We start from the raw sequence: 19,870 nt of genomic DNA on the forward strand, positions 1-19,870 counted from the left end.
GACGGCGCTGACGGCCAGGGCTAAAACGATCAGGGCTCGCATGGGGATCTCCTTTGATGCCAGTGTATCGGCGTTTGCCTGCAAATCTTCACACCCTTTTGCAAGGATACCCTGCCCGTTCAAATGCCACCCTGCCTTGGTCGCAGGTAGTGCAACGGAACAATGACTACAGCGAGATTCAGGAGTAGCCTTTCGCTGCGCTTCACTATAGGAGTTTGTGCATGAGCATCCGCCGTACCAAAATCGTCGCCACCCTTGGCCCCGCCAGCAACTCGCCGGAAGTGATCGAACAGCTGATCCTTGCCGGCCTGGACGTGGCACGCCTGAACTTCTCCCACGGCACGCCGGACGAGCACAAGGCCCGCGCGCGCCTGATCCGTGACATCGCCGCCAAGAACGGCCGCCATGTTGCATTGCTGGGCGACCTGCAGGGTCCGAAGATCCGCATCGCCAAGTTCGCCAACAAGCGCATCGAATTGAAGATCGGTGACAAGTTCACCTTCTCCACCGCCCACCCGCTGACCGAAGGCAACCAGGACATCGTCGGTATCGACTACCCCGACCTGGTCAAGGACTGCGGCGTTGGTGACGAGCTGCTGCTCGACGATGGTCGCGTGGTCATGCGCGTCGAAACCGCCACTGCAGACGCCCTGCACTGCGTGGTGATCATCGGTGGCCCGCTGTCGGACCACAAAGGCATCAACCGTAAAGGTGGCGGCCTGACCGCACCGGCCCTGACCGAAAAAGACAAGGCCGACATCAAGCTGGCCGCGGAAATGGACCTGGACTACCTGGCCGTATCCTTCCCACGTGACGCCAGCGACATGGAATACGCGCGCAAGCTGCGTGACGAGTCCGGTGGCAGCGCCTGGCTGGTGGCCAAGATCGAACGCGCCGAAGCGGTTGCCGACGACGAGACCCTCGACAAGCTGATCGCCGCCTCCGACGCAGTGATGGTTGCCCGTGGCGACCTGGGCGTGGAAATCGGCGACGCCGAGCTGATCGCCATCCAGAAGAAGATCATCCAGCACGCCCGCCGCAACAACAAGGCGGTGATCGTGGCGACCCAGATGATGGAGTCGATGATCCAGAACCCGATGCCGACCCGTGCCGAAGTGTCCGACGTGGCCAACGCCGTGCTGGACAACACCGACGCGGTGATGCTGTCGGCCGAAAGCGCCGCCGGTTCCTACCCGATCGAAGCCGTCCAGGCCATGGCCCGCATCTGCCTGGGTGCCGAAAAGCACCCGACCAGCCAGAAGTCCAGCCACCGCCTGCACACCACCTTCGAGCGCTGCGACGAAAGCATCGCCCTGGCGGCCATGTACACCGCCAACCACTTCCCGGGCGTGAAGGCGATCATCGCCCTGACCGAAAGCGGCTACACCCCGCTGATCATGTCGCGCCTGCGTTCGCACGTGCCGATCTTCGCCCTGTCGCCGCACCGCGCTACCCAGGCGCGCGCCAACATGTTCCGTGGCGTGTACCCGATTGCCTTCGACCCGGCTTCGCTGCCGGCCGACAAGGTGAGCCAGGCAGCCGTGGACGAGCTGCTCAAGCGTGGCCTGGTGCAGCAAGGTGACTGGGTGATCCTGACCAAGGGTGACAGCTACCACACCATCGGTGGCACCAACGGCATGAAGATCCTGCATGTCGGTGACCCGCTGGTCGGTTGATCTGCTGCTACAAAGGGGGCCGCTTTGCGGCCCCCTGCTATTCAGGCATGCTCGACAAACACATCAGCAAACACCTGCCCCCGTGGCACCCCGGCAATGAACAGCCGCCGGGCAAAACGCTCCACACTCCCCGGCGCCCCGCACACCAGCGCCACCGTCTGCCGTGACGCCAGCCGCAACCCGGCCAGCGCATCATCCATCTGTTCCGCCAGCACCAACTCGACTTTCACCCCTGGCAACTGCTGCAATGGCTCCGCCAAATAGTGCCCCGCCCGATCCCGTGCCACATGCAACAGCCGAATTTCCCCCCGATGCCCCTGGCGTAGCGACTCGCGCAAGATGCCCCACAATGGCGCCAACCCGGTGCCCGCTGCCAACAACCACAGCGGCCGCTCCTGCCAGTCCGGGTCGTAATGCAAAGCCCCCCCTCTCAATTCACCCAGACGCATTTCATCGCCAACCCGTAGACCGCGCGCCTTGTCACAAAAGGCACCAGGGCGCTGGCAGTCGATATGAAACTCAAGTTGATCATCTTCACCTGGCAGGCTGGCCAGGGAATAAGGCCGTGCAACCTCGTCCAGCCACAGCACCACATGCTGACCCGCCTGATAGCGCAACGCACGCTGTGGCTGCAGGCGCAAACGCAGCACATCGCCGAACCAGTCCAGCGCACTGACCTTGGCCGGCACACCGTCGTGCCGAGGGTCGAACAGCACCAGGCGCAGGTCCTCGACCACACGGCACTGACAGGCCAGGCGCCAGCCCTGGGCATGCTTGTCAAGCGCCAGCGCCTCGGGCAAGGCATCCAACGGTTGCCCCGCCAGGCAGTGCACCAGGCAGGCATGGCAACTGCCGGCGCGGCAGCTGTAGGGCACATTCAACCCGGCCTCGTTCAGGGCATCGAGCAGGTTGCTGCCAGTCGGCACCGCCCAACGGTGCTCGCCCACGCAAATTTCGGGCATGTTCGGTACTTCTCCTGCTATCCCAGGCTCACTGTAAGCCAAGCAGAGCACGCCAGCAAAAAGGATGCCTGACCGCTGCCGACCATGGTCCAGACCGGCCGCAGGTGTGTCCGCCACGGATGCGCGCTATACTGCCGCGCCTTTTTCCGTCGGCCTGACCTGCCGGCGCCTTGCAAGGCGCTTCGACATGCTGGTCGGCAATGTCGAGCGTCTTTTTGAATGTTCCCGTCTTTAAGAGGAGCGCGCTGCATGACCGTGATCAAGCAAGACGACCTGATTCAGAGCGTCGCCGACGCCCTGCAATTCATCTCGTACTACCACCCCGTCGATTTCATCCAGGCCATGCACGAGGCCTATCTGCGTGAAGAGTCGCCTGCTGCACGCGATTCCATCGCCCAGATCCTGATCAACTCGCGCATGTGCGCCACCGGCCACCGCCCGATCTGCCAGGACACCGGTATCGTCACCGTGTTCGTGCGCGTGGGCATGGACGTACGCTGGGACGGCGCCACCCTGAGCGTCGACGACATGATCAACGAAGGTGTGCGTCGCGCCTACAACCTGCCTGAAAACGTCCTGCGCGCCTCGATCCTGGCCGACCCGGCCGGTGCTCGCAAGAACACCAAGGACAACACCCCGGCAGTGATCCACTACTCCATCGTCCCCGGCGACAAGGTCGAGGTCGATGTCGCAGCCAAGGGCGGCGGCTCGGAGAACAAGTCGAAGATGGCCATGCTCAACCCGTCCGACTCGATCGTCGACTGGGTGCTGAAGACCGTGCCGACCATGGGCGCTGGCTGGTGCCCGCCTGGCATGCTCGGCATCGGCATCGGCGGTACCGCCGAGAAAGCCGCGGTAATGGCCAAGGAAGTGTTGATGGAGTCCATCGACATCCATGAGCTGAAAGCCCGTGGCCCGCAAAACCGCCTGGAAGAAATCCGTCTGGAGCTGTTCGAGAAGGTCAACCAGCTGGGCATCGGCGCCCAGGGCCTGGGTGGCCTGACCACCGTGCTCGACGTCAAGATCATGGACTACCCGACCCACGCCGCCTCCCTGCCGGTGTGCATGATCCCCAACTGCGCCGCCACCCGCCACGCCCACTTCGTGCTCGATGGCTCCGGCCCGGCAGAACTGGAAGCGCCGTCGCTGGATGCCTACCCGGAAATCGTCTGGGAAGCCGGCCCAAGCGCCCGTCGCGTCAACCTCGACGACATCACCCCGGAAGAAGTCGCCAGCTGGAAGCCGGGCGAAACCATCCTGCTCAACGGCAAGATGCTGACCGGCCGCGATGCCGCGCACAAGCGCATGGTTGAAATGCTCAACCGTGGCGAAGAACTGCCGGTCGACCTGAAAGGCCGCTTCATCTACTACGTAGGCCCGGTCGACCCGGTCGGTGACGAAGTGGTAGGCCCAGCCGGCCCGACCACCGCCACTCGCATGGACAAGTTCACCCGCCAGATCCTCGAGCAGACCGGCCTGCTGGGCATGATCGGCAAGTCCGAGCGTGGCCCGACCGCCATCGAGGCGATCAAGGACAACAAGGCCGTGTACCTGATGGCCGTTGGCGGTGCTGCCTACCTGGTAGCCCAGGCCATCCGCAAGTCGAAGGTACTGGCCTTCGCCGAGCTGGGCATGGAAGCGATCTACGAGTTCGAGGTCAAGGACATGCCGGTTACCGTCGCCGTCGATAGCAACGGTGAGTCGGTACACATCACTGGCCCTGCCCTGTGGCAGAGCAAGATTGCCCAAAGCCTGGCAGTCGAAGTGAAGTAACCAGATGTAACTGCGGCGCCCGCTCCCACAGGTAACGCGTAGCCTTCTGGCTTGCGCTGTACGTGTGGGAACGGGCTTGCCCGCGAAGAGGCCACTGCTGTCATCACAGGGCTCTTTCAAACTGCTCCGGCCAGTCCCGCCAGGTAAACACCTGCCCTTCCCGCCTCACCCGCCGCACTTCCTCCAGGTCCACCTCACACACCAGCCACTGGCTGATATCTGGGCTCAGCGCCTCACTCAACGCCACCACCCCATCCCCCGGCATCCCGTGATCCGGCGGCACGAACAACCCTGCCCGGCCAATATTCTCGTCCAACGCCGGTGACCAGGGTGCCAACCCAACCGTAGGGCTCTGCAACACGGCGATCTGGTTCTCCAGCGCCCGCGCCTGGGCGCCAATGCGTACCCGGTGGTAACCGGCCTCGGTATCGGTACAGCTCGGCGCCAGGATCAGGTCGGCACCAGCCTCGGCCAAACGCCGGGCCAGCATGGGGAACTCATTGTCATAACAGATCAGAATCCCCAGCCGACCCAATTCGGTGTCGAACACCTGCAGCCCCTGGCCTGCAGCGATGTCCCACTGTTCGCGCTCGAACCGGGTCATCATCAGTTTGTCCTGGTAGCCCAGCACACCCTGGGGGCCGAACAGCCAGGCACGGTTGCGGTAGCGCCCATCGCTGTCCAGCACCGGCACGCTACCCGGTTGCAGGTAGATCCCCCAGCGCCGGGCAAGACCCTCGCACAGTGCTTTCCAGGGTTCGATCAGCGGCTGAATACCGGCAATCGAAGCCTTCAGGTCCCCTCGCTGCTCGGCACTCAGCTGGCCACTCAGCACCAGCCCGGCGTACTCCGGTAACAACAGCAAGCGAGCGCCCGCCTCTACCGCCTCGGCACACAGGCGTTGCAGATGGTCGGCGTAGGCGTCCCAGGTTTCATGCAGTTCGATGGCGTATTGGCAGGCCGCCATACGAATCATATCGGCAGCGCCTTGAGCCAGAACGACATCAACTTGTCGGAGCTTTCCGGTTCGTCCAAGTCGCGCCAGGCATAGCGGGTGCGTAGCGACGGGTCATGCAGAAAGCCGCGATTGCGCCAGAAGCCGTGCAAGGGTTTGTAGTCCGCTGGCCGTCGCGGGTGCACGCCTGGCCGCTCCACCGCGCAGAACGCGCAGTAATCGAACTCGGCCAGTTTGTGCGCGTAGGACTCGCGTTCGATGAAGAAGCGCACCCCCAGGCCCTGGCCACGGTATTCGGGCAGCACCAGCGATTCGCCAAAGTAATACACACTGGCGGGGTCGCGGCCTTGGGCCAGGAACGGCTGCTGGAACTCGGGCGCGACGTCCACCAGCGGCAGGCCGGTAGAGGCACCGACCACCTTGCCGTCGTCCAGCGCCAGCACTACCAGGCTGCGCCCGGAGCGGGCGTAGTTGGACAGGTAGTCAGCCTCATACTCCGGGGTGCCGTCGTAAAGGTAGGGAAACTCGCGGAACACGGTAAGGCGCAGGCGAGCGAGGTCATCGATGTAAGGCGCGATAGCGGCGCCGTGCAACAGGCGTATTTCCATGCTTGGCGGTCGTTTTGTCGATGTGGATGACGCGCTCGGCTAAGCCGGGCTTGAGGGGAAACCCTATCATCCGAGGCAACGACCCGCCTTTTCCCTACACGACAGGTATTGTTCCATGACCGCTACCGAACTGGTAAATGCTTACTACGCCGCCTTCAACGCCGGCGACATGCCGGGCTTTCTGGCGCTGCTCAGCGAGGACGTGATCCACGACATCAACCAGGGCGAGCGGCAGATGGGCAAGGCCAGGTTTGCTGCGTTCATGGACAAGATGAACCGCTGCTACCGCGAACGTCTGGCCGACATCGTGGTGATGCAAAACGCCGATGGCAGCCGCGCGGCAGCGGAGTTCACCGTGCATGGCGAATACTTGGCCGATGACCAAGGGCTGCCAACTGCCAACGGGCAGACCTATGTACTGCCGGCGGGGGCTTTCTTCTACATCCACTGCGGCAAGATTGCCCGGGTGACCAACTACTACAACCTCAATGACTGGGTTGAGCAGGTTGCCTAAGCCTGACACGCCTGCTCCCGGGGGCGGTGGTAAACCTGCGGGAGCAGGCGTGCCTGCGAAGGGGCCCGATCAGGCGATACGGGTACCCAGCACTTTGAGGAAGGCCGCCAGCCACGCCGGATGCGCTGGCCATGCGGGGGCAGTGACCAGGTTGCCGTCCACATGCGCCTGGTCCACTGCGATATCGATGAACGTACCGCCCGCCAATCGCACTTCCGGCGCACATGCCGGGTACGCACTGCACTCACGCCCCTCGAGCACCCCGGCCGCCGCCAGCAGCTGAGCGCCATGGCACACCGCCGCAATCGGCTTGCCGGCCTGGTCGAACGCCCGCACCAGCTCCAGCACCTTTTCATCCAGGCGCAGGTACTCTGGCGCACGGCCACCCGGGATCAGCAATGCGTCGTAACTTTCGGGCCGCACCCGCACGAAGTCATAATTCAGGGCAAAGTTGTGCCCAGGCTTTTCGCTGTAGGTCTGCTCACCCTCGAAGTCATGAATCGCGGTGCGCACAGTCTGCCCGGCCAGCTTTTCCGGGCACACCGCATGCACTGTGTGGCCGACCATGCTCAGGGCCTGAAACGGCACCATCGCTTCATAATCTTCAACGTAGTCGCCCACCAGCATGAGAATTTTCTTCGCCGTCATCACGCCCACTCCTTCGGTTAACTGTGAATAGTCACTGCACGATAGCCGCTGTCAGTCCCGACGGTCGAGGAAGTTGACCACCAACCGATCGAGCCAGCCCCAGATCCGTTGTTTCACCCTGCGCCACAAAGGGCGCGCATGCCAATGGGCAAGGTCGACTTCCTCGCATTGGGCAAAATCGCGCTCGAAGCTGGCCACCACCGCCGCCGTCAACGATGGGTCCAGCGCCTCGATGTTGGCTTCAAGGTTGAAGCGCAGGTTCCAGTGGTCGAAGTTGCACGAACCGACGCTGACCCAGTCGTCCACCACCGCCATTTTCAGGTGCAGGAAGCACGGCTGGTACTCGAAAATCCGCACCCCGGCGCGCAGCAGGCGTGGGTAGTAGCGATGCCCGGCGTAGCGCACCGAGGGATGGTCGGTGCGGGGGCCGGTCAGCAGCAGGCGCACGTCCAGCCCCTTGCTGGCGGCCCGGCGCAACGAGCGGCGCACGCTCCAGGTCGGCAGGAAGTACGGTGTGGCCAGCCACACCCGTTGCTTGCCGCTGTTCAGCGCCCTCACCAGCGCATGCAGGATGTCCTGGTGCTGGCGGGCGTCGGCATAAGCGACCCGGCCCATGCCTTGCCCTTGTGCGGGCACCTTGGGCAGGCGCGGCAGGCCAAAGCCCTCGGCAGGGCGCCAGGCGGTGCGGCGGTTGTTGGCGTGCCACTGGCGATCGAACAGCAACTGCCAGTCGTTCACCACTGGCCCCTGCATCTGCACCATCACTTCGTGCCATTCGCTGGTCGCTTCGCCCGGCGTCCAGAATTCGTCGGTAACGCCCGTGCCCCCCACCACTGCCCAACGCTCGTCCACCAGCAGCAGTTTGCGGTGGTCGCGATACAGGTTGCGCAGGCCACGCTTCCAGCGCAGGCGGTTGTACCAGCGCAGGTACACGCCGGCGTCCGACAGGCGTTGGCGCAGCGCGCTGTTGAAAGCCAATGAGCCGTAGTCGTCAAACAGGCAACGCACCCGCACGCCGCGCCGGGCGGCCTGCTCCAGCGCTTCGACCACCGCCTCGGCACAGGCGCCGGCCTCGACCAGGTACAGTTCCAGGTCCACCTGAAACTCCGCGTGCTCGATCGCATTGAGCATGCGTGGAAAGAACGCGGGGCCGTCGATCAGCAATTCGAACTGGTTGCCATCCCGCCAGGGGAAGACTGGCCCCGCCATGTCAGCGAGCGGTGAAAATCAGCACCGCACTCACCGGCACCGATGGGTTGATGGACTTCAACTTGGCAAACTTGCGCAGGCTTTCCAGCCCAGGCAGCAAGCCGAAATCCTCGGCACGCAGCAGCAGCGGCTCGAGGGTTACAACCTGGAAGCGCCGCGCATCCAGGCGGGTGGCCAGTAGCAGGGCGTTGTAGCTGTGCGACTGGCCATGCAGGGTAACCGTTAGCGGCAGGCGCAACTCGATCTGCGCACCGTCGGCCAGGTCATTGATCGGCCGCAGGTCGATCTGCGCCTTCACTGTGGCCTCGGCGAATCGCTCGACCTCGAACAGGTTGTCGCGCATCTGCTCGTCACGCAGCGGGATGCCGCTGCTCACCGAGTCCATCTCGATGCTCAACCCCGCCACACCCTTGCGGTCGACCGTACCGTGCAACACCAGAAAGCGATGCACTTCGGCGGTGTCGCCGTTCTTGCCGGTAATGAACGACAGGCGTGAAGACTCGCCATCAAGGTGCCAATTGGCATGGGCGGGCAGGCACAAAGCCAGCAGCAAGGCGGGTAACAGACGGGGCAGCTTGAACATGACAGATCTCGTGAAACCAAGCCGCCAACCTTACCCGCCTGCCTTCATGGCAGCAAGCGGCAGCCCTCGCGCGCGCCTTGCCAAGCGGCCTGGTTGCGCCGCCCCAGACCCTCTGCGGTCACTTGGCGCTGCCAGCTGTTTTCTTCCAGCAGGGTCAGCGGCAGCCATTGCTTCACGTAACCGCGGCAATACGCCTGATCGAAGCCCATGACAAAGCGGCACGAACAATATTCCTTGGCCGAGTAGGCCGAGAGAATGTCGGGGAAATCCGCCAGCGCCTGGCGCTCTTGCCAAGCCCAGTACAACAGCCCCGCCAGCACCAGCAGCGCTAACCGCTTCATGCTCCCGCCCCGGCCAATGCCGCCAGCACCCGCTTCAGCAGTTCGTCGTGCTGATAGCTGCCGTCGCGGTCATCGGCGTAACGCACGATCACCAATTTTTGCTCCGGTAGCACGTACAGCGCCTGGCCCCAGTGGCCAAGGGCGGCGAAGGTAGCTGCGGGGGCACTCGGCCAAGGCCGTTGGGCGTCGGTCAGCGGCTGGTTGAGCCACCAGTGCCCACCAGGGTTGGCCTCGCCGCTCAGCACTTCGGCTTGGGCAAACGGTGTGCGGTTGAAGGCTATCCAGGCCTTGGGCAGCAGTTGCCGGCCCTGCCAGCGGCCGTCGCGCTGCATCAGCAGGCCGATACGCGCCAGGTCGCGGGTACTGAGGTACAGATAGGAAGAGCCCACGTAAGTGCCTGCCCGGTCACGCTCCCACACCGCACTGTCGATACCCAGCGGAGTGAACAGTGCCTGCCAGGGGTAATCCGGGTACTGGCCCGCATCGAGCATGCCGCGCAGCGCGGCGGCCAGCAGGTTGCTGTCGCCACTGGAATAGAGAAATCGCTGCCCAGGGCTGGCCGACGTACCCCGCGCGGCCGTGTAGGCCGCCATGTCCGCACGACCACGGGTATACAACATGGCCACCACTGAGGATTTCAGCGGGGCGTACTCGTAGTCTTCCTGCCAGGCAAGGCCACTGGCCCAGTGCAGCAGGTCGGCCATACGCACGCCCGGATGCGCGCGCATGGGTGGATAGAAGCGGCTGACCGCGTCTTGCAGCTGAAAGCGGCCTTCGCCCTGGGCCACCCCCAGTAGCGTGGCCAGTACGCTTTTGCTCACCGACCAGGTCAGGTGCGCGGTGGCGGCAGTGGTGGGCGCGGTGTAGCGCTCGTGGACGATACGACCGTCGCGGATGATCAGCAGGGCGTCGGTGCGGATGCCACTACGGTCGGAGGGGGCGCGTGCGGGGAAGGCGTAGGCGTCGACGGCTTGCCAATCGAATGCGGCAGGGTCGCTTTGCCACTCCGGGTCAGGCCACTCTTCAGCCCAGGCGGGCGCCATGGCCATGCACAAAAGCAGCAGCAGACCTTTCAGCATCCCCATACAGGCTCACTTTTGTTGGGGCAGCAACGCGGCCCCAGGATTCAGAAGTTCACCCAAAGCTATCAGCCATTCATGACAATCCGGCAGCCGCCCAAGCTTTGTTCAACCGTTTCTCCCGCGCCGCCGCAGCCAACGCCATCACCCCTTGGTCACGCTGCCAGATTTGCGCCCAATGCACCGGCCCTGCTGCCAAGGCCGCGTCGATCGCCCCTCGCAACGCCTGAAACTGCGCGAACAACCCACCCAGCAGCAAATGGCAACCCGTGCTGTCAGCACACTGCCGGCTGCCCTCGGCACACCCTGCCAGCAACCCCAGCAGTTGCAGGCGCAAGTCCTGTGGCCAGGCGCTCTCCTGCCCCACGCCATACAACCAGGCCGTCAGTGCCGTGAGCACATACAAGTCTTCCAGCGAGCGAAACGGCTTCACGTAGGCATCCCAGCCGTCACCGGCCAGCAACTCGCACGCGGCCTGCTCCAGCAGCAATCGGCCATGGCCCACTTCCGGCATCAGCGGCAGGGTCGGCAGTGGCTCCAGCTTCACCCCCGGCTCACCGGGATAAACCACCGCCAGGTTCAGTTGCGGCGCCGCGCCAGCCGCTTCGCTACGCGCCGCCACCAGCAACCACTCCGCCTCCAGGCCTGCGGTAACGAAGTCCTTGCTGCCCGTCAGCCGCAAGCCGTCCAGCCGCGTGTGCATGTCCGCTGGCCGCACACTGCGCCGCTCGGTGGCACACAAGGCGCCAAGGCTGGGCGGCGCACTGGGCCAAAGCACCCGCAGAGCGGCCTGGTAACCCACCAGAAAGGCCAGGCCAGGGGTGGCCATCGCGCGCCCGCCCAGTGCCGCGAGTTCGAACGGGGCAACCGGTCCGAGGCGCTCGAGCAGCCCGGCGTAGGTTTCGCCCAGGGTGCCTGCCAGCGCGTGGCGAAGCGGGTCGTTGAGTCGTTGCAACCAGGCCATGGCACAGCTCCTTGCTGGGGGCTTTCGGGGAAGGCTCAGGGGGTGTCACGCAAGCATCACCAAAGATTCACAGGGGTGACACCACGTCTACCTAGGCTGACTTTGCACAACAAAGCCGACCGGCCGCAACCCTTCATGGCTGGCTTATGGAGACTCGCAATGACTCGGATCGCTCACGCTAGCGACAACAGCACTGAACGCCGTCTGCAAGCCGAACGCCTGGTTGGCGCCGCGGCGCTGCAAGAAGCCCAGGCCCTGCGCTACAAAGTGTTCAGCGCAGAATTCAAGGCCAAGCTCAAAGGTGCCGAGCAGGGCCTGGACATGGACGACTACGACGTGCACTGCCGCCACATTGGTGTGCGCGACCTGAGCACCGGCGAACTGGTTGCCACCACCCGCCTGCTCGACCACCAGGCCGCCAGCAGCCTGGGCCGTTTCTACAGCGAAGAAGAATTCAGCCTGCACGGCCTGTTGCAACTGCAAGGCCCGATCCTTGAACTGGGCCGTACCTGCGTGGCCCCCGACTACCGCAACGGCGGCACCATCGCCGTGCTCTGGGGCGAACTGGCCGAGGTGCTCAACGAGGGGCGCTACAGCTACCTGATGGGCTGCGCCAGCATCCCCATGCAGGACGGCGGCGTGCAGGCCCATGCGGTGATGCAGCGCCTGCGTGACCGTTACCTGTGCACCGAGCACCTGCGTGCCGAGCCGAAAAACCCGCTGCCGAAGCTGGCCCTGCCCACTAACGTCATTGCCGAAATGCCACCGCTGCTCAAAGCCTACATGCGCCTGGGCGCGAAGATTTGCGGCGAGCCATGCTGGGACGAGGACTTCCAGGTGGCTGACGTGTTCATCCTGCTCAAGCGCGACGAACTGTGCCCACGCTACGCTCGCCACTTCAAGGCGGCGGTCTGATGCCGAAGTTGCGGGTGTTGGCCCGCCTGACTCGACTGCTGCTGGTACTGGCGCTGGGCATGCTGATGGCCAGCATGATTGCCTTGAGCGAGCGACTGGGCTTCAAGACGCCGATCGAGCGCCGTCAACGCTGGACCTGCCTGTTCATGAAGCGCTTGGTCGCTGCCCTGCCCTTCGACGTAAAAGTCATCGGCGAGCTGCCGCAGCGGCCGATGCTGTGGGTCAGCAACCATGTGTCCTGGGCCGACATCCCTCTGCTGGGCATGCTGATGCCGCTGTCGTTTCTGTCCAAGGCCGAAGTGCGCCACTGGCCGGTGGCCGGCTGGCTGGCGGAAAAAGCCGGCACGCTTTTCATTCGTCGGGGCGGTGGCGACAGCCAGCGCCTGCGCGAACAGATCGCCGGGCAGTTGGGCCTGGCTCGACCGCTGCTGATCTTCCCCGAAGGCACCACGACCAACGGTCGCACCTTGCGCACCTTCCATGGCCGCCTGCTGGCCGGAGCCATCGACCGAGGTGTGGCGGTGCAGCCGGTGGCTATCCAGTATTTGCGCGATGGCCAGCTCGATCCGATTGCGCCGTTCATCGGTGATGACGACCTGGTATCGCACCTGATGCGCTTGTTTGCCCAACCGCGGGCCGAGGTGTGCATTCACCTGCTGCAGCCGATTGGTAGTGTGGGCAAGGAACGTGCGGTGCTGGCGTTGCAGGCACAGCAGGCGATCCATTTGGCGTTGTTCGGGGTTGAAGAAGTTGAGCTGGCGCCACGGCGGCAGGCACGGGCTGCCTGATTTTTCGCACTATCGCTACCGGCCTCTTCGCGGGCGTGCCCGCGAAGAGGCCGAAACAGAACTAACTGTCAGACAACCGCCCCGCCGCCGCAAAGGCCTGCAACTGCGGATAAAACGCCCTGAAGTCCGCCAGCAATGGTTCATACAGCCGCTCCAGCTCGCCCATCACCCCGGACATCCCTTCAGGGCGTGACAGGCGCCGAGCAATGCCATTGAACACCTGCTCCAATGTGGCGAAATCACCATAGGCCCCCAGCCAGTCGTCCGCCGCCATGAACGGTGCAATCCGCGCCAGCCGCCCCGGCAGTTGTGGCTCTGCCAGCAGCACCCGGTAAAACGCCCCAGTGAACTGTGCCAGTGGCTGCTCGGCATAATCACGCCAATGTCGCGCCAGGCAATGGTCGAAGAACACATCCAGGACAATGCCGGCAAAGCGCCGCCGCTCACGCGGAAAACGCGCCAGCGCCGCCAATACCAATGGGTGCCGATCGGTGTAGCTGTCGATATGCCGATGCAGCCGAATGGCCGCCTCCAGCGCAGGCGGAAAGCGCCCTTCCAGCGAGCCTTTGACAAAGTCGCCATACAGGCTGCCAAGCAGTTGTTGCGGCGCCGGGCCGCCCAGGTGCAAGTGTGCGAGGTAATTCATGCACGCAGTCTAGCACCGCCAGCGCGTATATCGTTATAACGCGATATACCGATTCGTGCTCAGCTCAGAACACCTTCGTATTTGTATATCGGAATTCAGCGATTTACATTTCGCCCTATCGCGATATGCCGCTACAACGAGCCTCAACCATGCCACTCGATCTCGACGAAATCATAAAAGCGCTGGCCCATCCGGTCAGGCGAGAAATCCTCAGCTGGCTGAAAGACCCGGCAACCCAGTTTCCCGACCAGTACCACAGCACCGAAAACGGTGTGTGCGCCGGGCAGATCGACCAACGCTGCGGCCTGTCGCAGTCGACCGTCTCTGCCCACCTGGCCACCTTGCAGCGCGCCGGGCTCATCAGCAGCCAGAAGATTGGCCAATGGCACTTCTTCAAACGCGACGAAGACACCATCCAGGCGTTCCTCGAACAACTGCGCCAAGCACTTTGACAAGGCAGGTAACCGCTATGACCACGCTTTTCGATCCGATCACCCTGGGCGACCTGCAACTGCCCAACCGCATCATCATGGCCCCGCTCACCCGCTGCCGCGCCGATGAAGGGCGCGTGCCCAATGCGCTGATGGCCGAGTACTACGTACAGCGTGCCAGTGCCGGGCTGATTCTCAGCGAGGCGACCTCGGTCAGCGCCATGGGGGTCGGCTACCCGGATACCCCCGGTATCTGGAACGATGAACAAGTTCGTGGCTGGAACAATGTGACCAAGGCCGTACACGGCGCAGGCGGGCGTATCTTCCTGCAGCTGTGGCACGTGGGCCGCATCTCCCACCCCAGCTACCTGAATGGCGAACTGCCGGTGGCTCCCAGCGCGATCCAGGCCAAGGGCCATGTCAGCCTGGTACGCCCACTGAGTGACTACCCCACCCCGCGTGCGCTGGAAACCGAAGAAATCACTGACATCGTCGAGGCCTACCGCAGCGGCGCGGAAAATGCCAAGGCGGCCGGCTTCGATGGTGTGGAGATCCACGGTGCCAACGGTTACCTGCTCGACCAGTTCCTGCAAAGCAGCACCAACCAGCGCACCGACCGTTACGGCGGCTCACTGGAAAACCGCGCGCGCCTGCTGCTGGAAGTGACCGATGCGGCCATTGAAGTGTGGGGCGCGAACCGCGTGGGCGTGCACCTGGCGCCGCGTGCCGACGCCCACGACATGGGCGACGCCGACCGCGCCGAAACCTTCACTTATGTGGCGCGCGAGCTGGGCAAGCGCGGCATCGCCTTCATCTGCTCGCGGGAACGGGAAGCCGACGACAGCATTGGCCAACTGATCAAAGAAGCGTTCGGCGGCCCGTACATCGTCAACGAGCGGTTTGACAAAGCCAGTGCCAATGCGGCCCTGGCCAGTGGCAAGGCCGATGCGGTGGCGTTCGGCGTGCCGTTCATCGCCAACCCCGACCTGCCGGCGCGGCTGGCGGCGGATGCGCCGTTGAATGACGCCCGGCCGGACACTTTCTATAGCAAGGGGCCGGTGGGGTATATCGATTATCCGCGGTTGTAACTGATTTCGCCGGGGCCGCTTTGCGGCCTTGTGCCGCGAAAGGAGGGCAAGGCCCTCCCCTGCCATGTTACGGACGGGAGTTGATCTGCTGCTGCAGGTTCTGGATCTGGCTCTGCAAGGTATTCAGGTTGCGGGTCATCTGCGCCCGGAACGCATCGAACTCCTGCACCGAAGCACCGCCTGCCGACGAAGCAGCCGGACGATTATCGATCTGGCTCTTGAGCACCAACATGTCCTGCTCCAGGCTCTGGATAGCAGCACTCGGGTTGCCTTGTTTCTTCAAGGCAGCCACATCGCTACCCAGGCTCTTGAGTTGCACGTCCAGCTTGCCGCCATCCACCTGCGCAGCCTTCAGCGCGGCAACCTGCTCGTTCAAACCCTTGAACTGGGTATCCAGCTTGCCACCATCAACCTGCCCCGAACGCAGCGCCGCCAGCTCACCATTCACCAACTTCAACTGCGCCTGCAACTGGCCTTGCAGCTCAGTCACCGCTTTCTGCTGTGCACGGGTATCGGCCAGCACCTGCTCCAGGCGCTTGCCCAGATCACCGGTCTGCCCGGCCACGCCCTGCTGCAGCTGACGCAACTGCAGCTTCAGCGCCTCGCTGCTGGTAGTCACACCGGATTCGCTGGCCTCCACCTTGCCACTGATCGCCTGCAGGCGCCCGGCCGCTTCTTCACTGATGCGGGCAAAGCTCTCCTGGGTCGCCACCAGTTGCTGCTCCATCAGCGAGATCTGCTGAAAGCTCCACCAGCCCAAGCCCGCCAACGCGATAAACGAGGCGCACAACAACGCCCACAACGGCGCCGTGCTGGCCCCACGGGCGGCCTTCTGGCGGCTGCGCACCACGTGCGCCGGCATCAGTTCGTCATCATCAACCGTGCCCGCCCGCAAGGTAGGCACGTCATCGTAGTCATCGTGAGCATGGTTACGCATGGATACATTCAACCGCGGTAGTCGCAAAGAGGCACGAGTATAAACCGCCAGCGCGGCGCGTTGATGACCATTGTCCGCCGGGCGGCTTCAATGCCCCGGCGGCAAGTGCTTCCACCAGCCACAGAATTCATCCAGCGCCGTCCACAGGCTGACTTTGGGCTGGTAGTCCAGGTATTGCCGGGCGCGGCTGATATCCAGGGTGAAATCACGGCTCATCACCTGCATGCCCAGGCGCGACAAGGTCGGTTGCGGGCGCCCTGGCCACAGCATGCAAGCCGCCTCGTTCAGCGCGGCGAAGCTGTAGGCCAGGCCGTAGGAACGGTAGCGGGTAACCTGTGGCAACTGCATCTGGCGCATCACGTAGTTGACCACGTCCCACAGCGGCAGCGGCTGCCCGTTGCTGATGTTGTAAGCCTGGCCCAGCGCCCGTTCATCAGCGAACAGCGCACTGAGCAGCGCCTCGTTGAGGTTGTGCACACTGGTGAAATCGACCTTGTTCAGGCCATTGCCGATGATCGCCACACGGCCTTTGCGCTGCATCTGCATCAGCCGCGGGAAGATGCTGGCATCGCCGGCGCCGGTGACGAAGCGCGGGCGCAGCGCCAATACTTCGAGGCCGAACTCCTGGGCACCGAACACTTTTTGCTCGGCCAGGTGTTTGGTTTGCCCATAGTGGTCGTGGAAGCGGCGCGGCACCTGGTCTTCACGGATGTCCAGGCGTGAACGGCCATTGAAATAGATCGACGGCGAAGACAGATGAACCAGGCGCCGTACATGCTCTTTCAGGCAGCCCTCGACCACATTCTCGGTAACCACCACGTTGCCCTGGTAGAAGTCCTGATAACGCCCCCAGTTGCCCACCGCGCCTGCACAGTGCACCACCGCCTCGACGCCCTGGCACAAACGCCGGGCCAACTCGGCATCGCCCAGGTCGCCGGGGATGAACTGGGCGCCGCGCTTGACCAGGTGCTCCACCCCTTCGGCACGGCGGCCGCTGACGCGCACGTCCAGGCCCTGCTCCAGGGCGAAGCGCGCAAAGCGCCCACCAATGAAGCCACTCGCGCCGGTGACCAGAATTCGCATGTAACACTCCGTCTTGCCAGATTTCAGATGCAACTGACGCCAGCCGTGGCTACAAGGGCACCAGCCAAAGCCGTGCGGTGTGCCGCAGGTGGTCGGTCAGTTGCGCGAGCAATTGCCCGCCATTGCGCCAATGATGCCAGTACAGCGGCACATCGATAGGGGTATCGCGGCAGATTTCCACCAATTGCCCGTTGGCCAGCTGCTCCTGGGCCTGCAGTTCTGGCACCAGGCCCCACCCCAACCCGGCTTCGGTCATGCGCAGGAAGCCTTCGGATGACGGGCACAGGTGGTGCAGGAAGCCGTCCTCGATGCCCAGCGATGCCAGGTAGCGATGCTGCAGGAAATCATCCGGGCCGTACACGATCGCCGGGGTGCGGGCCAGGCGGCTGGCGACGAAGCCCTGGGGGAAATGCCGCGCCATGAACCCGGGGCTGGCCAACGCCCGGTAACGCATGGCCCCCAGTAGCAGGCTGCGTGCGCCGGCTACCGGGCGTTCACTGCCACACAGGCAGGCCGCCACTTCGCCAGCACGCATGCGTTTCAGGCCCACCTCCTGGTCTTCTACCACCAGGTCGGTCAGCACGTTCTGTTGCGCACAGAAATTGCCCACCGCACCGGCCCACCAGGTGGCCAGGCTATCGGCGTTGAGGGCGATGCGCAGGCGCTCCGGCATGCCCTCTTCATCCAGCGCCGGCACCTGGCGCTGCAAGTCACGTTCAAGCAGGCGCACCTGCTGCACGTGGTTGAGCAACTGGCGGCCGACTTCGGTCGGACTGGGTGGCGTGGCACGCACCAGCACCGGCTGCCCAACCCGCGCTTCGAGCAGCTTGATGCGCTGGGAGATGGCCGATTGCGACAAGCCCAGTATTTGCGCCGCACGCTCGAAACCACCTTGTTCGATCACCGCCGCGAGGGCGGCCAGGAGCTTGTAGTCGAACATCGATTTTCCTAATGACGGATCAGCTTTATTTGTTTTTCTTATACAGTGCCGAACCTCACAATAACCAGCATCTTTTACGACCTTTTTGGAGAGCCCAGCCATGTGGCAAAGCTACCTCAACGGCATGCTGGTGGCCTTCGGCCTGATCATGGCCATCGGCGCGCAGAACGCCTTCGTACTTGCCCAAAGCCTGCGCCGTGAGCATCACCTGCCGGTGGCGGCACTGTGCATCGTCTGTGATGCCCTCCTGGTGGCAGCCGGGGTGTTCGGCCTGGCCACCGTGCTGGCGCACAACCCGACCTTGCTGGCGGTCGCACGCTGGGGCGGCGCGGTGTTTCTGATCTGGTACGGCGCCAAGGCCCTGCGCAGCGCCTGCTCCAAGCAGAGCCTGCAGCACCAGCAAGGCCAGGGCGCCCGCTCACGCCGTGCCGTGCTGCTCAGCGCCCTGGCGGTGACCCTGCTGAACCCGCACGTGTACCTCGACACGGTGTTGCTGATCGGCTCACTGGGCGCCCAGCAGACCGCCCCCGGCGCCTACGTGGCCGGCGCCGCCAGCGCCTCGCTGCTGTGGTTTTCGACCCTGGCGATCGGCGCGGCCTGGCTGGCCCCATGGCTGGCAAGGCCGGCGACCTGGCGCATGCTCGACCTGATGGTGGCGGTGATGATGTTCGCGGTGGCGGCGCAGTTGATCTTCAACTGATCGCAGGCCTGCAAGGCCCGGCACACACCTGCTGCCTGAAAACGACCACCACTGGTCGGCGACCGCCAACCGCTCTGGAACCTCTATTCCCTATGTTTGTTGCGTGGTTATGCGCCGGGGCTGGTGCTATGATCGACCCCTTGCGTCGCAAAGAGTACAAACTCGCCGACGCTCATAGGGCCGCCCGTGATCGGCCCTGCGCAAACCGCGAACTAGACCTGAATCAGGAGATCCACCATGGCTTTTGAATTGCCGCCGCTGCCGTACGCCCACGATGCCCTGCAGCCGCACATCTCCAAGGAAACCCTGGAGTTTCACCACGACAAGCACCACAACACCTATGTCGTGAACCTGAACAACCTGGTCCCAGGCACCGAATTCGAAGGCAAGACCCTGGAAGAGATCGTCAAGACCTCTTCGGGCGGCATCTTCAACAACGCCGCTCAGGTCTGGAACCACACCTTCTACTGGAACTGCCTGGCCCCTAACGCCGGTGGCCAGCCGACCGGTGCCCTGGCAGACGCCATCAACGCCGCTTTCGGTTCCTTCGACAAGTTCAAGGAAGAATTCACCAAGACTTCGGTTGGCACCTTCGGTTCCGGCTGGGGCTGGCTGGTGAAGAAAGCTGACGGTTCCCTGGCCCTGGCCAGCACCATCGGTGCCGGCTGCCCGCTGACCAGCGGCGATACCCCGCTGCTGACCTGCGACGTCTGGGAACACGCCTACTACATCGACTACCGCAACCTGCGTCCGAAGTACGTCGAGGCGTTCTGGAACCTGGTCAACTGGGCCTTCGTTGCCGAGCAGTTCGAAGGCAAGACCTTCAAGGCCTGAGTCTTCAGCCCTGAATGACAAGACCCGGCCATGTGCCGGGTTTTTTTATGCCTGTGCCGGCCCCCTTCACGGGTAACCCGCAGCCACAGAGGCACGCACGGTTTTGCTTGCTCAGCCCGCATAGCGCGCTAACATCAAACCTCTGGAAGATTGATACAGCGCACTCAAGTTGCGGGGTCAGGCAACCGATACACTG

General features: G+C 63.8%; 22 protein-coding genes. 9 read left to right on the forward strand and 13 right to left on the reverse strand.

The annotated features are described in order from the left end of the window. Positions 1-221 precede the first annotated feature (221 nt). Positions 222-1,676: a pyruvate kinase gene (pyk, locus tag APH42_RS22870; protein ID WP_012274002.1), complete on the forward strand. Its 1,455-nt coding sequence runs from the start codon at positions 222-224 to the stop codon at positions 1,674-1,676. A 41-nt stretch (positions 1,677-1,717) separates the two neighbouring features. Here the strand turns inward: pyk and APH42_RS22875 are convergent, their stop codons facing one another. Further along, entirely contained in the window at positions 1,718-2,638 is a 921-nt protein-coding gene (locus tag APH42_RS22875; RefSeq protein ID WP_060494276.1) for an iron-sulfur-binding ferredoxin reductase, read from the reverse strand. Positions 2,639-2,887: 249 nt separating this feature from the next. Here APH42_RS22875 and APH42_RS22880 point away from each other — a divergent pair, with 249 nt between their 5' ends. Next, positions 2,888-4,411: a fumarate hydratase gene (locus APH42_RS22880; RefSeq protein WP_012274004.1), complete on the forward strand. Its 1,524-nt coding sequence runs from the start codon at positions 2,888-2,890 to the stop codon at positions 4,409-4,411. Positions 4,412-4,514: 103 nt separating this feature from the next. On the opposite strand, the gene APH42_RS22885 is transcribed toward APH42_RS22880, so the two are convergent. Together APH42_RS22885 and APH42_RS22890 are read right to left on the reverse strand one after the other, a co-directional pair. Next, entirely contained in the window at positions 4,515-5,387 is an 873-nt protein-coding gene (locus tag APH42_RS22885) for a carbon-nitrogen hydrolase family protein (RefSeq protein WP_060494277.1), read from the reverse strand. Continuing rightward, entirely contained in the window at positions 5,384-5,974 is a 591-nt protein-coding gene (locus tag APH42_RS22890) for a GNAT family N-acetyltransferase (RefSeq protein ID WP_060494278.1), read from the reverse strand. Before APH42_RS22890 ends, APH42_RS22885 begins: the two co-directional genes overlap by 4 nt. 115 nt (positions 5,975-6,089) lie before the next feature. Between APH42_RS22890 and APH42_RS22895 the strand changes: the two genes are divergently transcribed. Next, positions 6,090-6,488: a nuclear transport factor 2 family protein gene (locus tag APH42_RS22895; protein ID WP_012274007.1), complete on the forward strand. Its 399-nt coding sequence runs from the start codon at positions 6,090-6,092 to the stop codon at positions 6,486-6,488. A gap of 69 nt (positions 6,489-6,557) precedes the next feature. Here APH42_RS22895 and APH42_RS22900 read toward each other — a convergent pair whose 3' ends face one another. The 6 genes from APH42_RS22900 to APH42_RS22925 all read right to left on the reverse strand — a co-directional run bounded on the left by APH42_RS22900 (position 6,558) and on the right by APH42_RS22925 (position 11,312). Continuing rightward, positions 6,558-7,139, reverse strand: a complete 582-nt coding sequence (locus APH42_RS22900) for a DJ-1/PfpI family protein (RefSeq protein ID WP_171577218.1) — start codon at positions 7,137-7,139, stop codon at positions 6,558-6,560. Between the two features lie 48 nt (positions 7,140-7,187). Continuing rightward, a complete protein-coding gene (locus APH42_RS22905) occupies positions 7,188-8,345 on the reverse strand; it encodes a phosphatidylserine/phosphatidylglycerophosphate/cardiolipin synthase family protein (RefSeq protein ID WP_012274009.1) in 1,158 nt (385 codons plus the stop codon). A 1-nt stretch (position 8,346) separates the two neighbouring features. Next, a complete protein-coding gene (locus APH42_RS22910) occupies positions 8,347-8,928 on the reverse strand; it encodes a YceI family protein (RefSeq protein ID WP_012274010.1) in 582 nt (193 codons plus the stop codon). A gap of 44 nt (positions 8,929-8,972) precedes the next feature. Further along, complete coding sequence (locus tag APH42_RS22915; RefSeq protein WP_060494279.1) at positions 8,973-9,269, reverse strand: hypothetical protein; 297 nt, start codon at positions 9,267-9,269, stop codon at positions 8,973-8,975. After that, on the reverse strand, positions 9,266-10,348 hold the full coding sequence (locus APH42_RS22920; RefSeq protein ID WP_060494285.1) for a serine hydrolase: 1,083 nt from the start codon (positions 10,346-10,348) through the stop codon (positions 9,266-9,268). The genes APH42_RS22915 and APH42_RS22920 overlap by 4 nt, the downstream gene beginning before the upstream one ends. A 76-nt stretch (positions 10,349-10,424) precedes the next feature. Then, positions 10,425-11,312 (reverse strand): hypothetical protein, encoded by an 888-nt coding sequence (locus tag APH42_RS22925; RefSeq protein ID WP_012274013.1) that lies wholly within the window; start codon positions 11,310-11,312, stop codon positions 10,425-10,427. Positions 11,313-11,471: 159 nt separating this feature from the next. Between APH42_RS22925 and olsB the strand changes: the two genes are divergently transcribed. Further along, positions 11,472-12,227, forward strand: a complete 756-nt coding sequence (gene olsB / locus APH42_RS22930; protein WP_012274014.1) for an L-ornithine N(alpha)-acyltransferase — start codon at positions 11,472-11,474, stop codon at positions 12,225-12,227. Then, a complete protein-coding gene (locus APH42_RS22935; protein ID WP_012274015.1) occupies positions 12,227-13,015 on the forward strand; it encodes a lysophospholipid acyltransferase family protein in 789 nt (262 codons plus the stop codon). Before olsB ends, APH42_RS22935 begins: the two co-directional genes overlap by 1 nt. 61 nt (positions 13,016-13,076) lie before the next feature. Here the strand turns inward: APH42_RS22935 and APH42_RS22940 are convergent, their stop codons facing one another. After that, positions 13,077-13,661: an ACP phosphodiesterase gene (locus tag APH42_RS22940; RefSeq protein ID WP_012274016.1), complete on the reverse strand. Its 585-nt coding sequence runs from the start codon at positions 13,659-13,661 to the stop codon at positions 13,077-13,079. Positions 13,662-13,810: 149 nt separating this feature from the next. On the opposite strand from APH42_RS22940, the gene APH42_RS22945 reads away from it, so the two are divergent. After that, positions 13,811-14,113 carry a helix-turn-helix transcriptional regulator gene (locus tag APH42_RS22945; RefSeq protein WP_012274017.1) on the forward strand — a complete coding sequence of 101 codons (303 nt, stop codon included), beginning with the start codon at positions 13,811-13,813 and terminating at the stop codon, positions 14,111-14,113. 17 nt (positions 14,114-14,130) lie between these two features. Further along, entirely contained in the window at positions 14,131-15,180 is a 1,050-nt protein-coding gene (locus tag APH42_RS22950; RefSeq protein ID WP_012274018.1) for an alkene reductase, read from the forward strand. A gap of 67 nt (positions 15,181-15,247) precedes the next feature. On the opposite strand, the gene APH42_RS22955 is transcribed toward APH42_RS22950, so the two are convergent. From APH42_RS22955 to APH42_RS22965, 3 genes are all read right to left on the reverse strand, one after another. Beyond that, entirely contained in the window at positions 15,248-16,117 is an 870-nt protein-coding gene (locus APH42_RS22955) for a hypothetical protein (protein WP_012274019.1), read from the reverse strand. 87 nt (positions 16,118-16,204) lie between these two features. Continuing rightward, positions 16,205-17,200: an NAD(P)-dependent oxidoreductase gene (locus tag APH42_RS22960; RefSeq protein WP_060494280.1), complete on the reverse strand. Its 996-nt coding sequence runs from the start codon at positions 17,198-17,200 to the stop codon at positions 16,205-16,207. 49 nt (positions 17,201-17,249) lie between these two features. Further along, positions 17,250-18,140: a LysR family transcriptional regulator ArgP gene (locus APH42_RS22965; RefSeq protein ID WP_060494281.1), complete on the reverse strand. Its 891-nt coding sequence runs from the start codon at positions 18,138-18,140 to the stop codon at positions 17,250-17,252. A 100-nt stretch (positions 18,141-18,240) separates the two neighbouring features. Between APH42_RS22965 and APH42_RS22970 the strand changes: the two genes are divergently transcribed. Further along, positions 18,241-18,840, forward strand: a complete 600-nt coding sequence (locus APH42_RS22970; protein WP_012274022.1) for a LysE/ArgO family amino acid transporter — start codon at positions 18,241-18,243, stop codon at positions 18,838-18,840. 237 nt (positions 18,841-19,077) lie between these two features. After that, a complete protein-coding gene (locus tag APH42_RS22975) occupies positions 19,078-19,674 on the forward strand; it encodes a superoxide dismutase (protein ID WP_012274023.1) in 597 nt (198 codons plus the stop codon). The last annotated feature ends 196 nt before the right edge of the window (positions 19,675-19,870 follow it).

This window comes from Pseudomonas sp. NBRC 111140 (assembly GCF_001320885.1).
GTDB classification, from domain to species: Bacteria; Pseudomonadota; Gammaproteobacteria; order Pseudomonadales; family Pseudomonadaceae; genus Aquipseudomonas; species Aquipseudomonas putida_P.

Coding starts and splice junctions, on each gene's coding strand:
- APH42_RS22910 (WP_012274010.1), bottom strand. CDS start 8,928: ATGTTCAAGCTGCCCCGTCTGTTACCCGCCTTGCTGCTGGCTTTGTGC.
- APH42_RS22920 (WP_060494285.1), bottom strand. CDS start 10,348: ATGCTGAAAGGTCTGCTGCTGCTTTTGTGCATGGCCATGGCGCCCGCC.
- APH42_RS22895 (WP_012274007.1), top strand. CDS start 6,090: ATGACCGCTACCGAACTGGTAAATGCTTACTACGCCGCCTTCAACGCC.
- APH42_RS22950 (WP_012274018.1), top strand. CDS start 14,131: ATGACCACGCTTTTCGATCCGATCACCCTGGGCGACCTGCAACTGCCC.
- APH42_RS22890 (WP_060494278.1), bottom strand. CDS start 5,974: ATGGAAATACGCCTGTTGCACGGCGCCGCTATCGCGCCTTACATCGAT.
- APH42_RS22935 (WP_012274015.1), top strand. CDS start 12,227: ATGCCGAAGTTGCGGGTGTTGGCCCGCCTGACTCGACTGCTGCTGGTA.
- APH42_RS22925 (WP_012274013.1), bottom strand. CDS start 11,312: ATGGCCTGGTTGCAACGACTCAACGACCCGCTTCGCCACGCGCTGGCA.
- olsB (WP_012274014.1), top strand. CDS start 11,472: ATGACTCGGATCGCTCACGCTAGCGACAACAGCACTGAACGCCGTCTG.
- APH42_RS22915 (WP_060494279.1), bottom strand. CDS start 9,269: ATGAAGCGGTTAGCGCTGCTGGTGCTGGCGGGGCTGTTGTACTGGGCT.
- APH42_RS22970 (WP_012274022.1), top strand. CDS start 18,241: ATGTGGCAAAGCTACCTCAACGGCATGCTGGTGGCCTTCGGCCTGATC.
- APH42_RS22955 (WP_012274019.1), bottom strand. CDS start 16,117: ATGCGTAACCATGCTCACGATGACTACGATGACGTGCCTACCTTGCGG.
- APH42_RS22885 (WP_060494277.1), bottom strand. CDS start 5,387: ATGATTCGTATGGCGGCCTGCCAATACGCCATCGAACTGCATGAAACC.
- APH42_RS22960 (WP_060494280.1), bottom strand. CDS start 17,200: ATGCGAATTCTGGTCACCGGCGCGAGTGGCTTCATTGGTGGGCGCTTT.
- APH42_RS22875 (WP_060494276.1), bottom strand. CDS start 2,638: ATGCCCGAAATTTGCGTGGGCGAGCACCGTTGGGCGGTGCCGACTGGC.
- APH42_RS22905 (WP_012274009.1), bottom strand. CDS start 8,345: ATGGCGGGGCCAGTCTTCCCCTGGCGGGATGGCAACCAGTTCGAATTG.
- APH42_RS22880 (WP_012274004.1), top strand. CDS start 2,888: ATGACCGTGATCAAGCAAGACGACCTGATTCAGAGCGTCGCCGACGCC.
- pyk (WP_012274002.1), top strand. CDS start 222: ATGAGCATCCGCCGTACCAAAATCGTCGCCACCCTTGGCCCCGCCAGC.
- APH42_RS22975 (WP_012274023.1), top strand. CDS start 19,078: ATGGCTTTTGAATTGCCGCCGCTGCCGTACGCCCACGATGCCCTGCAG.
- APH42_RS22940 (WP_012274016.1), bottom strand. CDS start 13,661: ATGAATTACCTCGCACACTTGCACCTGGGCGGCCCGGCGCCGCAACAA.
- APH42_RS22965 (WP_060494281.1), bottom strand. CDS start 18,140: ATGTTCGACTACAAGCTCCTGGCCGCCCTCGCGGCGGTGATCGAACAA.
- APH42_RS22945 (WP_012274017.1), top strand. CDS start 13,811: ATGCCACTCGATCTCGACGAAATCATAAAAGCGCTGGCCCATCCGGTC.